Origin of the sequence: Psychrilyobacter atlanticus DSM 19335, from assembly GCF_000426625.1 — a bacterium.
Classification (GTDB): domain Bacteria; phylum Fusobacteriota; class Fusobacteriia; order Fusobacteriales; family Fusobacteriaceae; genus Psychrilyobacter; species Psychrilyobacter atlanticus.
Genome location: NZ_KE384548.1, coordinates 1,057,269 through 1,072,428 on the forward strand (window position 1 = coordinate 1,057,269; position 15,160 = coordinate 1,072,428).

The 15,160-nt window shown below is 31.2% G+C and carries 14 protein-coding genes; 10 read left to right on the forward strand and 4 right to left on the reverse strand.

Annotation, left to right across the window (positions count from 1 at the left end):
- Positions 1 to 6: 6 nt before the first annotated feature.
- Positions 7 to 153 carry a hypothetical protein gene (locus K337_RS20080; RefSeq protein WP_156877418.1) on the reverse strand — a complete coding sequence of 49 codons (147 nt, stop codon included), beginning with the start codon at positions 151 to 153 and terminating at the stop codon, positions 7 to 9.
- A gap of 120 nt (positions 154 to 273) precedes the next feature.
- Here K337_RS20080 and K337_RS0116940 point away from each other — a divergent pair, with 120 nt between their 5' ends.
- From K337_RS0116940 to K337_RS0116950, 3 genes are all read left to right on the forward strand, one after another.
- Positions 274 to 585, forward strand: coding sequence for a winged helix-turn-helix transcriptional regulator (locus tag K337_RS0116940; protein WP_028857632.1), 312 nt, complete (start codon positions 274 to 276; stop codon positions 583 to 585).
- 86 nt (positions 586 to 671) lie between these two features.
- On the forward strand, positions 672 to 2,075 hold the full coding sequence (locus tag K337_RS0116945) for an aminotransferase-like domain-containing protein (protein ID WP_028857633.1): 1,404 nt from the start codon (positions 672 to 674) through the stop codon (positions 2,073 to 2,075).
- Between the two features lie 141 nt (positions 2,076 to 2,216).
- Complete coding sequence (locus K337_RS0116950; protein ID WP_028857634.1) at positions 2,217 to 3,065, forward strand: DMT family transporter; 849 nt, start codon at positions 2,217 to 2,219, stop codon at positions 3,063 to 3,065.
- A gap of 111 nt (positions 3,066 to 3,176) precedes the next feature.
- Here K337_RS0116950 and K337_RS0116955 read toward each other — a convergent pair whose 3' ends face one another.
- The 3 genes from K337_RS0116955 to K337_RS0116965 all read right to left on the reverse strand — a co-directional run bounded on the left by K337_RS0116955 (position 3,177) and on the right by K337_RS0116965 (position 6,954).
- Entirely contained in the window at positions 3,177 to 3,692 is a 516-nt protein-coding gene (locus K337_RS0116955; RefSeq protein ID WP_028857635.1) for a lipocalin family protein, read from the reverse strand.
- A 168-nt stretch (positions 3,693 to 3,860) separates the two neighbouring features.
- Entirely contained in the window at positions 3,861 to 5,780 is a 1,920-nt protein-coding gene (locus tag K337_RS0116960) for a sensor domain-containing diguanylate cyclase (RefSeq protein WP_028857636.1), read from the reverse strand.
- 49 nt (positions 5,781 to 5,829) lie between these two features.
- Positions 5,830 to 6,954, reverse strand: coding sequence for an ABC transporter substrate-binding protein (locus tag K337_RS0116965; protein ID WP_028857637.1), 1,125 nt, complete (start codon positions 6,952 to 6,954; stop codon positions 5,830 to 5,832).
- A gap of 181 nt (positions 6,955 to 7,135) precedes the next feature.
- On the opposite strand from K337_RS0116965, the gene K337_RS18965 reads away from it, so the two are divergent.
- The 7 genes from K337_RS18965 to K337_RS0117000 all read left to right on the forward strand — a co-directional run bounded on the left by K337_RS18965 (position 7,136) and on the right by K337_RS0117000 (position 15,152).
- On the forward strand, positions 7,136 to 8,512 hold the full coding sequence (locus K337_RS18965; protein ID WP_037030075.1) for an MATE family efflux transporter: 1,377 nt from the start codon (positions 7,136 to 7,138) through the stop codon (positions 8,510 to 8,512).
- Between the two features lie 94 nt (positions 8,513 to 8,606).
- Complete coding sequence (locus tag K337_RS0116975) at positions 8,607 to 8,873, forward strand: metal-sensing transcriptional repressor (protein WP_028857638.1); 267 nt, start codon at positions 8,607 to 8,609, stop codon at positions 8,871 to 8,873.
- A gap of 221 nt (positions 8,874 to 9,094) precedes the next feature.
- Positions 9,095 to 9,277, forward strand: a complete 183-nt coding sequence (locus K337_RS0116980) for a hypothetical protein (RefSeq protein WP_028857639.1) — start codon at positions 9,095 to 9,097, stop codon at positions 9,275 to 9,277.
- Between the two features lie 276 nt (positions 9,278 to 9,553).
- Positions 9,554 to 10,258, forward strand: a complete 705-nt coding sequence (locus K337_RS0116985) for a 2-phosphosulfolactate phosphatase (protein ID WP_028857640.1) — start codon at positions 9,554 to 9,556, stop codon at positions 10,256 to 10,258.
- Positions 10,259 to 10,331: 73 nt separating this feature from the next.
- Positions 10,332 to 11,234, forward strand: a complete 903-nt coding sequence (locus tag K337_RS0116990; protein ID WP_028857641.1) for a hypothetical protein — start codon at positions 10,332 to 10,334, stop codon at positions 11,232 to 11,234.
- A gap of 105 nt (positions 11,235 to 11,339) precedes the next feature.
- Complete coding sequence (locus K337_RS0116995; protein ID WP_028857642.1) at positions 11,340 to 12,224, forward strand: hypothetical protein; 885 nt, start codon at positions 11,340 to 11,342, stop codon at positions 12,222 to 12,224.
- Positions 12,225 to 12,257: 33 nt separating this feature from the next.
- Positions 12,258 to 15,152, forward strand: coding sequence for a hypothetical protein (locus tag K337_RS0117000; RefSeq protein WP_028857643.1), 2,895 nt, complete (start codon positions 12,258 to 12,260; stop codon positions 15,150 to 15,152).
- The last annotated feature ends 8 nt before the right edge of the window (positions 15,153 to 15,160 follow it).

Here is a 15,160-nt window from a genome sequence, read left to right on the forward strand (position 1 = left end):
TTCTTTTTATAAATCTATTTTTAAGTCTCTAGTATAACCAAAACTACCAAGACAAATCAAATTATATTTTATAATTATTTCTTCTTCTAAAGAATTCTTTCCTAATATTAGAAGACCTATCATATTTTTATTTTTATAACCTAAGAATATCATCTAAACTTTTTTGTGTATAGTGGTTTCCGTTTAGTTATATAGTTTCATTTAGGAAAGTATTGATTCTTTATTCTCTCTGTAATATAATTAATATAAAGAAAGAAACTGGAGGAGATAAACATGGATAAAATATATTCAAAAGGATGTAGAATAGAGGAAACACTTAAAATTTTAGGAAATAAATGGACATTTCTAATAATTAAAAACCTTATGGGAGATAAGCTGAGATTTAACGAGTTGTTACATCTTTTAAACGGCATAAGTCCAAAAACATTAACTGAAAGGTTAAGAAGTTTAGAAAAAGAAGGAATAATTACAAGGAAGATATACCCTGAAATTCCTCCTAAAGTAGAATATAAACTGACACCTAAAGGTGATGACTTAAAAATTATTCTAGATACTTTAAATCAGTGGGGAAAAAAATATATTTAGATCTATTATTTTAATTAAATCATTATTGATGGCTTAAACAGACATTTAAAATTATATTTAGCTGAAAATATCTAGGAGGAATTTTTATGATTATAAATTGGAAACCAAATAAATTAATTAAAATACCGCTTCATATTCAAATTTTAAATTATTTTAAAAAGATGATAACAACTGGACAATGGGTTAATGGAGAAAGGCTTCCTTCCCAGAGAGAGTTAGCTACAATATTCAATGTTAATCGAAGTACTATTTCAACAGTGATAGAAGAATTAAAATTTAAAGGATATATAGCAACAAATGGAAAAGCAGGAACTTTTATCTCTGCCAATAACCTCAAAAATTTATTATATAACAATAAATATATGATTGATAATATGTTAAAAACAGGAATTTTAAAAAGAAATAACGAAATCTATAGGGAGATAGAAAATTTAGGTTCTAAAAATATGATCAATTTAGGACAAGGTGCCCTGGATAAAACACTCTATCCTAAAAAAAAGATGAAAAATTTACTATCTGAAGTCATGAATGAAATGGATGAATTACCTTATGGTAATAAAGAGGGAGAACCTGAACTTATATTTCAGATAGAAAAAATCATGAAAAATCTATCGGTTGATATGGATAAAAATAAAATATTAATTGTCTCTGGAGCAACTCAAGGTTTATTCATTGTGGTCTTCGGTCTTCTTTCAAGGGGAAGTATAATAAAAACAAAATTACCATCCTATGTTAAATCTCTAGAAGTATTCAATGCTGCAGGACTAAAAATCGATAAATTAAGTAAAAAAATAAATAATCCAAGTGTTATCTATACAATCCCTACTTTTCATAATCCAACTGGAAAAGTAATGAATTCAGTAGAGAGGGAAATTTTTATAAATAAATATGCCAGCCAAAATCCAATTATTGAGGACGATGTTTTCAGGGATCTTTGGTATGAAGAGGAACCTCCTCAACCTTTAAAATCTTATCAGGGAGAAAATATAATCTATATCAATAGTTTTTCTAAAACAATCTCTCCAGGGTTAGGAGTAGGGTGGATTTGTGCCGACAGTTATATAATCGATAAACTCAGCGAGATAAAACATCAAATTGATTCAGGCACCTCAATTATCAATCAAAAATTAGCGGCAAAATGGTTGGAATCAAATGAATACAATAACAACATTAAACATCTCAGAAAAAATTTGAAAATCCGCCGTGATCTGGTTGAATCCATATTAAATAGAGATTTTTCTGAAATATTTAGCTGGAAAAAACCAAGTGGTGGTTATTTTTTCTGGCTTAAATCAAAAGATAGAATTAAGGGATTGAAAATCTTTAAACATGCCTTAAAGAATGGATTAATTATCTATCCTGGAGATATGTATGGGGATAATAATTCCTATAAAATAAGAATTGCCTTTTCCAAAGAAGCTGAAGAAAACATTGAAAAAGGAATGCAGATACTACTGAAAACCATGAATGAATTAAAATATGGTTTGTAAAAAAATTTAAATTAGAAGAGTTTCATCTTGAACTTCTACAGTTTTCTGGTGAAACTTTTTTTAATTCTATTTATTTTTATAGCCTAAAGTTTAAAATTATGGTATAGTACGCCTAAATATATAGTTTAGGGGGAGTAAGATATGAATATAGGATATCTATTGATGATATCATCAATGATTATATGGGGAAGTGTTGGAATATTTGTACGATATATTGATCAACCTCCAGAGGTTATCGTTTTTTTTAGAGTATTTATAGCATTTGTAGTCTTGGGAGGTTTAAAATTTACAAAAAAGAAAGATAATAGTGATAAGAAATTATCCTTGAAAGAATATTTAATCCTTTCTATGAGTGGATTATTTATTGCTCTCAACTGGTTTTTCTTTTTTCGGGCAATCAAAGTTACAACTATAGCTTCCGCAACAATGAGTTACTATGTAGCTCCCGTTATCGTAACTGTGCTTTCTGTTTTCCTATTGAAGGAAAGTATCAATAAAAAAACTTTAATTGCTGTTGGATTAAGTTTTTCAGGAATAATTTTAATGACCTTGATGGGTTCTCAAAAAGGCAGTAATTTTAACATAGTAGGTGTTGGATATGGATTGATCGCAGCATTTTTTTATGCTTTAGTTACAATCAGTGTAAAAAAATTAAAAGATGTTCCATCCCACAAGATCAGTTTATTTCAAATGGGAATCTCCTCATTGATTTTTTTACCCGTAATCAGACATATGAATACATTTAATCTCAGATCTCTGACTTTAATGATTATAGTCGGAGTTATCCATACGTGTATAGCTTTAAACCTTTATTTTGAAGGAATAAAGAGGATAAAAGTTCAGCATGTAGGAGTTTTATCCTATATAGATCCATTGGGAGCTGTTATATTAGGAGGCCTATTTTTTAATGAAATGCCGGGAATCTCAACAATTATAGGTGGGGGAATGATCTTATCTGCAACTTATATAATTTTAAAAAGAAAAGGGTAAGATCAAAGGAAGCATCCCGATTCCTTTAAAAAATATTTTGATCCAGTAAAAAAGAGAGCTGTTACAGCTCTCTTTATATATATTTATTCATTTATATATATATTTATTCATTTATTTTTGTAAAAAAATCATTCCTTCTGTATCGTACCCCAATCTTCTGGCTGTATTTAAATATTCTTCCACTAATTGCTCCGACATCTCTGCCTCTCTTCTCCTCAATACCCACAAATATTTACTTCTACCTCCTCCAACTAAAGCATACCTATAGTCCTCATCCACATAAAGAACATTATAACTTCCATAAAACGGTCTGAAAAAAGACACCTTTAATCTCCCTGATTGAGGAGTTTCTTTTATATATCCCTTACTCATCTTCCATTTTTGTTTTTCCTCACTCCACCCCCTATTGACAGCTATAATCTTATTCCCTTCTTTGGAATAATTAGCTGTTACCTTTGTTAATCCTCTCTCAAATTTATTGTCTGTCCTGGCGACTTCAACCCATTCACCCAGGTATTTTTCAAGAGAAAACTCTTCCAACGAATGATCTCTTAAATCTACCTCTTTTTTATTACTACAGGCAGACAACAAAGTTAATATAAATATAATTATTATTAATTTATGCATAACTTCCTCCTTTTTTTTGTTCCCAAGGTATACAAATATTAAATAAATTTAAATGCATCACCAATTTTATTACCTAATACCTCTTACTCTATTTTCCCTTCAATTAAGAAATCAAAATATGTGCACTATTTTTTTATATTAAATAACTCATATTTTATCTATCAAAATTTATAGTTCTACTCTGTTTCTCCCATTTTCTTTGGCTTTATAAAGCATCTTATCTGCCATATTTATAAGTATTTCTATATTATCTCCAACTTTTGGAATCAGAGAAGCTCCTCCTAGACTGATTGTAACTTTTTTCCCATGTTTTGATTTAATATGCTCTATATTTAAATTTGTAATATTTTTTATTATAGTTTCAGAAACTACTTCAGCCCCCTCTAAGTCAGTGTCATAAAGAAGAATTATAAACTCCTCTCCCCCATAGCGGCCAACGATATCCAGAGGTCTCTTACATGAACTTTTTAAGGTCTTAGCAATTTTTCTTAAACATTCATCTCCAGCCTGATGGCCATAATAGTCGTTATAAAGCTTAAATTTATCGACATCTCCCATTATGATAGAAACTTTTTTTTTATACCTGATGGCTTCCTTCCAATTTTTAATGGATAACTCATTAAACCCACGTCTATTATAAATCTTTGTAAGGGTGTCTATTATTGAAAGAGTTTTTAATTCCTCCATTACCTTTTTTAAACTTGTAATATCCTGCACTACTCCGATTATACCGGTTTTTTCTCCGTCCAAATCTTTAAATATCGATTTATGAAATATTACATCCCTTTCGTAGCCAACCATTTTATTTATAAGTTTTCTTTCATATAACTGAGCTTTTCCTGTTTTCATAAGTTCCTCATCGGCCCTGTGATACATGTCTGCTCTATCCTTTGGAAATATATCGTATACAGTTTTCCCCTGCAATTCTTCTTTTCTTATCCCAATATATTTGGCATAGGTTTCATTGCACCCTAAATATCTGTACTCTTCATCCTTAAAATAAACAGGTTCAGGAATTGTATCCAATAAAGTTTCAAGAAAAGAAACCTTCTCCTTTAAGATCCTTTTTCGCTCTAATACTATCTCCCCCATCTCTAGAAATTTATCTGCCAACTTTTCTATCTCCGATATATTATATTTTTTCTTTTCCGGTAACTCTTCATTGGAGACCTTCTCGGCTATTTTTTTCAATTTTTTTATATCATTCAAGATTTTTTTTACTATGAAGTAAACAGTAGATATCATTAGCAGGGTGAATAATCCCAATATCAAAATTATATATTTATAAAAATCCCAGATAAAAATAAATTTTCTGCCCTCTTCCTCTATAAAGATAGTAGTCCATCCAGTTTTTCTTATCTTTAAATAATTTTCTATTGTATCATCGAATATCTCTTTTTTTATCAAATCCACTTGACTATTACCCATATTTTTCTTCATGAAGATATATTTGTATCTTAGGGCATTTTTCCTTTCGGTGCTCATCTCTCCTACATTATAAAAAATAGCATTTCCATCATTATCCAAAATAAACATTTTACTACCGCTATTCTTAGCAAGCTTATTAAAAATTTTGCTGAAACTTTTCAAAGTTATATTAGCAACTAAAATATTTTTATCGAATCTTTTTGCCACCATAATTTGTTCTTTTCCATTTCTAGAATAAAATTCAAACTCCGACCATGAGGCTTTTTTTTCATTCACGGCTCTTTCTATAAATTTAAAATTAGACATGTCATCCCCTGCATCTTCTCCTACAGAAGAGTGTTTGATGACACCATTTAAATCCAATATATCCAGTTTCTCTACTCCTTCAAAATTTTTCCTCCATACCTTTAAATAGTTATTTTTTTCTTCTTCTTTCAGCTCTTCCCTTGAAAGAACTCTATTGGTTTGATCTAATATATGCTCATAATCTTCAAAAAAATGATCTATCATTATTTCTACCATTGTATTTCTTCTGAGTATAGTTTTTTTTATACTGGCTGCTGATATGGACAGCACCAGCCAATTTACTAAAAACATAGGAAGAATAACCATTAAAATAAGTTTATATAATAAAAGATGCTTTATGCTTGTAATTTTCAAAAAAAACCTCCCATCAAATATTAATTTAAAAAGTCTCACTCAAAACTTATTATTTTCCCAGTTCAATTTTTTTAAATTTTTTATTTTTTATCTGAAATATATAAAGTTCTTTCTCCCGGTCACCATACTTGTCAAATTTTCCAGGCTGGAGAAAGAATTTATTTGATCCAGGCGATAAAATTTCTATTTTTAATTCCTTACTGCTCATACCTTTATACCTCTTGAGAGCCCCCGACAAAATATTCATACTCTCATACCCAAAAAGAGCAGAGGGACTGATATTTTTATTAAAATTTTTCAGATATTTGTTTTTAAATTTTTGAAACTCTTCTCCTGAAAAATTTTCATCGTAATCAGTTATAAAGTATGTACCCTCAATGTATTTACCTCCATAGACTATAAAATCTTTGTGAAATCCCCAGTCAGAAGAGATGATGGGTATATTAGTATCCAGCTTCCTTATATTTTTAACTGTCTCTGCAGCATCTAGGGGACTTTCAATTAACAATACTCCTCCTATTTCATCTTCTATACTAGGAAAATAAGACTCCAATAGATCATTTTTAGTTTTAATATAGAAATTATTCATATTATCTTTATCTGTTAAAAAATTTTTCAGATATCCTTTTTTAAATGAAGATGCATAACTTTTATTTTCATCGCTATAAATTATTAAAACTTTTTTCATATGAAAGTGTTCTTTGGATATTTTTGCTGTTAATTCTGCAATTTTTTCATCTGAACTAATCAGCCTTATAAAGTAATCATCTATTCCTGAAAGCTCAGTAGTTGTAACTGTAGGACTTATTATCAACACCTCCCTTTCATCTCCTATTTTATTTATAGCCAGAGCCATCTTAGATGTCAGAGGACCTATTATGGCCGCTACTTTTTTATCTATAAGTTCATGTGCGGCTTTTTTGGCAGACTCTTCGTCGTGCTTATCATCCCTTATTATGAGATTGATCTTTGGCTCATAAAATTTCTGCTTTCTGTTAAAATCTTCAGCAGCCATAACTACGCCGTTTAATACATCGACTCCATGATCTGAATATAATCCTGACAAAGTGCTAATAACACCTATGTTTATACTTTTTTTATTTTTAAATACAGCTCCTAAAATTAATACTATTATTAAAATAATTATCGTTAAAACACAATATATCTTTTTCATTAAAATCTCCCTAGACTACATTTTTTTTATTTAATATTTATAAACTACTACATATATCTACCACTTAAACAATAAATTCCCTTCATAAACATCCAGATCTAACCTTGACTTTTCTTTTTTTTAGTTGTAATATCTTTCATATCCCCCCCTAGGGGATACAAAAGAATGATGGAGGCTTTTTATGAAAGAAAAATTACAGTCTGTTAAAATAATCATCGCTTTAGCTGTCCCCGCTATCCTTGAAAATACCATGCAGATATCTGTAGGATTTATAGATACATTTTTTATCGGTAAAATTGGTACTGAAGCACTGGCAGGGGTCAGTGCTTCCAATAGTATTATGAATATATATATATCTTTTTTCCTGGCTGTCAGTGTGGGATGCAGTGCATTGATGACCAGAAATATAGGAATGAAAGATTATAAAAACACCAATCATATCCTCCACCAATCTATAAATTTAGCTGTAGGAATAGGTCTTCTCAGCGGATTGATTAATATAATTTTTGGTAAATCTCTCCTCTCCTTATTGGGTTTGAGTTCCAATGTTATTAAAATTACCCTGCCTTATTTTTGGGCTGTGGCCGTTCCCGGAGTTTTAATCTCCCTTTCTATGATCTTGTCCAGTGCATTGAGAAGTAACAAAGATACCAAAACTCCTATGAAAGTTGGATTTATTGTAAATATTTTAAATACCGTTCTTAACTATTTTCTTATCTTCGGCTTAGGGAACTGGAGTGGGTTAGGTCTTTTAGGAGCCGGAATAGCTACAACTATTGCCAGAGGAGTGGGAGTTATCCTCCTATGGAAATCCTTAACAGTTTCTAAAAAGAGTAATACCGATAGATCATCACCCAATATTTTTTTAAAACAAAATAAATTATTTAAACTGAACTGGGAGACTATAAAAGATATAAGTACTATAAGTATTCCTGCTGCAATGGAAAAATTAATTATGCGGACAGGACAGCTGCTGTATATATCTATGATCATCTCCATAAGTGAAGCTACCTATGCCGCCCATAATATTGCCGGAGTTATCGAATCTTTTACCTACCTTCCTGCTATGGGATTTGGAGTTGTAGCTGCTACTTTAGTAGGGCAGCAGCTTGGAGAAGGTGATATAAAATCCGCAAAAGAATCCGGTATCATATGCTATATACTGGCAGTAATTTTTATGAGCATTGCAGGGGTTCTAATTTTTATTTTTGCTCCCTATCTTACCAACATCTTCTCTGAAGATCCCAATATTATCAGAGACGGTTCAAAAGCCTTGAGAATAATTGCATTTGTTCAGCCTGCTTTAGCCGCAACCTTTGTTATCACTTCAGCACTTCAGGGAGCCGGGGATACTAAATATCCCATGTACATAACATTTATTGGGATATGGTTTATCAGAGTAGCCGGAATATACATCCTTGGTATAAAATTAAATATGGGAATTACAGGAGTATGGCTGGCTATAGCTGCTGACATAGTCCTACGGGGTGCCCTTCTCCTACTGAGGTTTATCAAAGTCAAACCTTTAACCGAAACCGATATCAACTACATAAAATAGTTGTAAGTTTATAATAATCATTGTATATTAAAATAAGAGTTCTATAGATTTGTAGCCGGATACACTATTATTTTATAAGAAAGGAGTGATTTAAATGGGAAGTCATCCTAATCAAAAACAAATGATCAATAGATTTTCTAGAATTATCGGTCATACTGAAGCTATCAAAAGAATGATCAGCGAAGAAAAAGAGTGTGAAGATATACTGATACAGATCGCAGCTGTTCGTTCGGCTCTTAATAATGCAGGAAAGATTATATTAAAGGAACACATCAGCCACTGCACAGTAGATGCTGTAAAAAATAATGATTCTGAAGCATTGAATAAATTAAATAAAGCAATCGATAAATTTATGAAATAAATTTTCGATTCTGAGAAGAGAACTCTAAAAGGTTCTTTTTTTATTTACTCCTCAATATAACTTAATTTTTTTATTTAGACTATTTATTTATAACTTTATCGTTTTTTGATCTATTTCTTTAATCTTCACAATTATTTCACATTAAAAGGTTAAAGTATGTTAAAATAAATTAATAAATTAATTTTTTTTAATAATCGATTGAATAATACGGAGGTATAGGTATGAAAAAAATAATATTAGGTATGATGTTGGTAATGGGATCACTATCTTTTGCCACTGATAATGATACAAATAAGGTTTCTGATGGTTTGAAAAATGAAAAATCTCAGGATCAAGATTTGGAAAAATCAGTAAAAATCAGTAATATCTTTGATAATTATAAGCCATTAAACACAAACAGCTAATAATCATTTATATGATTCCAGAAAATAAAAAAATTCCCACGATCTCCCTACTACAAAACTTAAGATTTTTTATTTTTTTACAAAATTAAAAACAAGAGTGATTTTTTCATAAAAATCTCCTCTTGTTTTTTTTAATATCCATCACTCAGCTATAATATACCTATAGACTCAATTTACCTAAATAAATTGAAAAAATTATATCTTCAGGGTCTATAAAAAGGATTAAATATGGTATATACTCTAGATTGAATAATTTTAATTTTGGAGGAGTTAACTATGAATATAGATGTAATATTTTCTGCCAATGAAGTAACAAAAGACAGAGTAGAGGGAAAAATAGTTGTGGTAATTGATGTTTTAAGAGCTACCAGTGTTATGCTTACAGCCATGAACAATGGGGCTGTAGAAATAAGACCATTTAAAGAGATCAATAAACTGATCTCTTATACCAAAGATCTCAAAGGGATCTTAAGATGCGGAGAGAGAAATGGGACTAAGATAGTTGGTTTTGACCTGGGGAACTCACCCCTGGAATATAAATCTGAAATAGTTCATGGAAAAATTATCTGTATGACTACTTCAAATGGGACAAACGCACTGGTTAACAGCAGTTATGGTAAGAAAATTTTCATAGGGAGTTTTTTTAATCTGGATCTACTCTGCAAAAAAATAAATGAAATAGGTGAGGATTTAGTAATCGTTTGTGCCGGAACCAACGGTGAATTTTCTTTGGATGATTCCCTATGTGCAGGGGAAATAGTTAAAAGGTTGGAATATAGAACCCTCAGTGATAGTGCCAGAGCGATGTATATGATAGCTTCTATCCCTGGGACTCTAAAAGATAAATTAAAAGAAACAAAACACTATAACTTTTTAAAAGAATTAGGAGAAGTAAAAGATTTAGAAAACTGTTTTTCCGTAGATAGTCAGAACATCATCTTAGAATACAGAGACGGTATCATAAAGAAGTATGAGGAATAATCAAATAAAATTTCAAATATCGATGAAAAAATTGAGACATAAATACTTAGATAAATATAGGGGTGGAGGAGTTATGAAAAAAATATTGGAAGAAAACAGGGTAGTTGTAGACATAAAAAACGAAGAGGAGTTATTAAACACGGCAGATCTGATGATAGATATGTTAAGGGACAGGGAAACTGTAAAAAAAATAAGTGAGTATAATGAGGAAGTAGAAGGTTTCATCCTTCAATTTGGTAATAAAATTCAGGATGAGTTTATAGAGTGGACCCTGGAAGATATAGAAAAGGAGTTAGACTTTGAATTTTATGAAGAGGATATTAATGAAAGCTACCTGACATATTTATTCGCTCTAGGAGAGATAGATGGCGGGAAGGAAAAGATATTGGAGATACTGGATACAATTATATCAGATGAAGAACTCTCTCATATGTATGAAAATGAGTTTATCTATATACATGAAACTCCTTTCTATGTATTATCCAATCTCTATCCAGAATATTCATATTACCTTGGAACTATTGTAAACGAGATGCCATTAACAGTGAAAGATCACTGGTATTTAGAGCTGGGCAGTGAAACTATTCAAAAAATGGATAAAGATATAAATTCACTGAAATTATTTTCCCACCTTTTTGCCAGTCATTGCATAATTGAACTATTTGAAGAGGAGTACGAAGAACTTGGAGAAGAATTAGCAGGTGCAATAATAGAGGACGAAACTAACTATAAGTTATTTATCGAAAATTTCAGTGCCAGAATATTTGATAATCACCTGAAAAGTGATGAATCTGACCTTAAGACCTATGTAGAAACCTTTATAGAGGAGAGAAATCAACATGTAGAACAACTTATAGAAGATGAATTAGAGATAGATAATACAAAAGAATTAATGAATAGGATAGAGGTCCATGAAATCTTAGAAAAGATTCAGTGGGTAAAGGCAGCGAGAAAAAATATGGAAAGAAACAATTAAAATTAATGAGATCGAATAAAAGAGATCAATATAAAATATCAGAATAACATTAAAAATTATGAAAGATCATATTTTTTTAACTGTATCGATCTACTGGGAGGCAGTATGCATAGGATAGTTTTAGACATGGGAAAAAATGAAATTGACAGGTATAGGAAAGCTGCTATAGAGTTAATAACTCTCATAAGAACCTTTAGAAAAAAATCCCTAAAAGAATTTAAACTAAAAATAGAAACAAGTACAGGAGAACCACTGGATATTTCCCATTTAAAAAGCAGAGGTCTATATGATGATTACAGTAACCATTGGAAAACTCACGGTTCCGAATTTATATTTATATTAAAATTAATAGAGCTGAATATGGAAGACAGGGCCAGTGATATAGGATGGGAGATAGTAAAAGTAGCTCAAAGTGTTCAAACTCCTGATTTTCTATTTGTAGAAACTGGATATACTTTTGGACTGGATATCCTATATGCTGTTGCCGGAACCTATCCAAATTGGACGAAATTATTTAACGACTTCCTACAAGAAAGCTGGGACTCCAGCCTGGTTCCCCCATACTCAAATATGATGGAGGATCTCATTGAAAAAAACCAGGAGAAAAAACCAAGAGCATGGGTTAAATCTTATGGAATTTTCGGATTTGCCAGTGATTTTGTAGCAGGTATAAATATCAGTCTGACTCCACCTAGACTTAATCGAAAAGCTGAGATAGGGAGCTATATAGGGTGTGTCTATACTCTGGCCGATAATTTATTTAAAGACAACTCTCAAACTCTCAATATATTTGTAGGTGTAGAGGTAAAAGATTTTGAAGGAAGGGTAGTCCATACAGATAGATGGCCGGATATAGCTTTCAAAGGGAGAAACAATAGTTCTTGCTTTGTGGCAGAGGAAGGGGAATTATTTGAAGGGCATTGGAAGTTTACAGTTACACACAACGGGAAGGAACTGTATGAACAGACCATCCCTGTTATGGTAATGTAAAAATTATGATAATTAAATATAATAGGAGTTTTTATGATAGAAATTCAAGTAGATAGAGATGGTATAGCCAGCATTAAAAATGCATTGATAGAATATGCAGGGACAATAAAAAATAGAGAAGCTCTTAACAGCGATGGATATGGAGGATGTTTAAACCTGTCCTTCGTAGGAATAGATGGCAGCAAATTAAGAGTAGAGACGATAAGCTCTGAAAAGGTTCTCAAGGCCTTTGAGGGATATTGGATGTATTCTTATGGAGGAACTACCAATGAGGAGATATTTTTTGCTATAGCTATGGAGTATGATGAGCTAAAAGATTTTATCTTAGAAGTCTTCAAGGAGATAATCGATTATGCTAGGGAAGTAAACGATACAAGTGAGCTATGGAGTGATGATGATAATAACCTTATTGGATTGGGAAGCATCTATGGGTTTGTTAGATTATACCCGGAATATACCTATTTGCTCGGTCTTTATCTAATCCCTTATTGGGACGATGAACACGCCCCATTTGCAATCCATGCAATCCAAGATTTAACTATGAACATGGGAATATCCAGAGATACATTAAAATTATTTTGTTATTCAGATAACTATGAAATAAGAAATCAAATTTTTAATAATATGACTACTTGGTTCAGGGAAAATAAAGATGAATATGAATGGTTTAAAGAAACCTTGAAGGAACGATTTAGGGAATATCCATTTTTACCACGACATAGTGATGACGAAGAAGTGGAGCACCCAGTGGATGAATTTTATCTGAGTTTAATCAGTGATAGATTTGATTATGAAACCTATGAAGATGGTGAAACTACTAATTTTTCTGATTTTTTCGTCTATGACAATGGGGATGTAGAAGCTGGTGCCTTAGAAACAGAGATCTTAGAGACTACAGAGAAACCACTAATTTATATAGCAAAGAAGAAAGAGGCAATGAAAAAAAACAGTATCAACCCGATAATAGCCTGGGAAAACTTCATAATAAATGAGTTTAAATTTGGTGTAGAGATTTGGAGCTATATTATCTCTGACGGGGACAGAGATATCCTAAGATCAACAAATGATCTATATAGTAAGGATCTATATGAACTTATCCATAATTCTGACTATCCTGTAAAAAAGTATATTCCCAGCTGGTGCCAAAATACAAAAGATTTATGGGAGAATTTAGATGATTTCACTGAAAAAGTCTTTACCAAATTTATGTATACCTATACCCAGGTCTATGGCGATATTATCCTCAGGCTCACTGATTTTTTATTTGAGTTATTCGACAGAAGACCCTTTGAGGAAAATTTTATCGATGAACTAATCGATGAATACGAAGTTACAGATAACGAAACTTTGCAAGAGAGATACCCTGTTCCTATAGAACTCTTGTTAAAAAAGAATATAAAAAATTATATAAAAAGATCCAGAACACCCTATAGAGGTGAAATTTTAGCAGTAGCCAGCCTAATAGAGAAGATCAGGGAAAGCAATGAACGGTTAGTTATTACAACCTTTGAAGAAATCTTGGAAGGGAAAGTAATTGATAAAATAGAGGTAGAAGAATTATTTGAGGGTTCAGAATATAATCCAAAGATTACATTAAAGCCTCAGAAGACTGCTAAATTAATAGTTTTATTAGCTGATATTCTAAAAACAGACTTCAAAAAAGACAGAGATGATGGATTAACTAAATTCAGTAGAGATCTTCTGGAGGATAATCTAATAAAAATATTTGTAGAAGGTTTAGAAGAAAATTTAAATTATAACCACGATAAAGAGATCTGGTCTGAGATCCAAGAAGGAATAGAGAAAGGCAAAAAAAATTCATGGGACAAATATGGAAAAATCTTACAAAAAGATGAAGATAATAACTTTGCCGGATCAAATTTTAACGTCTATGAAAGCAGGGAAGTAGGACAGAAGATACTCCAATCTATATATCTTTTAGCTGGAGAAGGAATCGAACTAAAGGAGAAATACAAACTTATCCTTAATTTCTTTATGGATGGAAACCCTGTAAAAAGCATTAACGCCATAAGTAAATTATATAGAGGTAGATATAACAGCGATGAGATCTTTGATGGAATGGATTCCTTTGTAGACAAACTTAAAAAGATCGGAATAAGTAAAGTCCACATACTGGCCTGGCAGGGGTATTTTTACAATGAAGAATGTAGTAAGCAGAGTCAACAAGATTTTTTGGATAGATTGGTCAGAGAAAATATGGATCTTTTAGAAGAGGTTCTTTCCTATCTATATGAAGAGATCCGATTTGCATACTATAAACTTCTCAAAAAACTTCACCCTGAATTAGATTTTATTACAAAAATTTTATTTGATACCCTCAAAGAATTCACGCTCCTAAATATTGTGGTTATCCCTGAAAAAGAGTGTGATAATCAATCGATAGAACTTAAAAAATCTCAAATATCTGAAGATATAGGGAGATACTTTCAAGGAAAATCTGATTTTAAAGTGGTAGAACCTCATATAAATTCTATGAAGGAGGAGTATTTTTTTGAAACTAGGAGTCACTATACCATTGCAGATGCATTTTTAGATATGGACAGCCAATTAAGAAAAAGATTTTTAAATTTTTATCTCAGAACCAAGTCCGATATGTATAAGGTAATCTTTTCAAGACGATATGATAATGCGGTATTAAAGGAGATTGTAGCCCTTGTAATAGATCTAAACCTTCCATTGGAGCCTGTACTGGCTGAATTTATTGAAGATCAAAACCCAGAATCTATAAGGTTATTAATCCAGAACCTTGATATAATCGAAACTATAAGATCCTATCCAGATAAAAAAAGGTTGGAAGCCGTTAATGTTTTAACGAAGGACAGATATTTTAGAAAATATCTAAAACATTTTGAAAACGACAAGTCTAGAAGGATCAAGGATTTAGTTAAAGATTATTTTAGATATTAGGAGGAAGG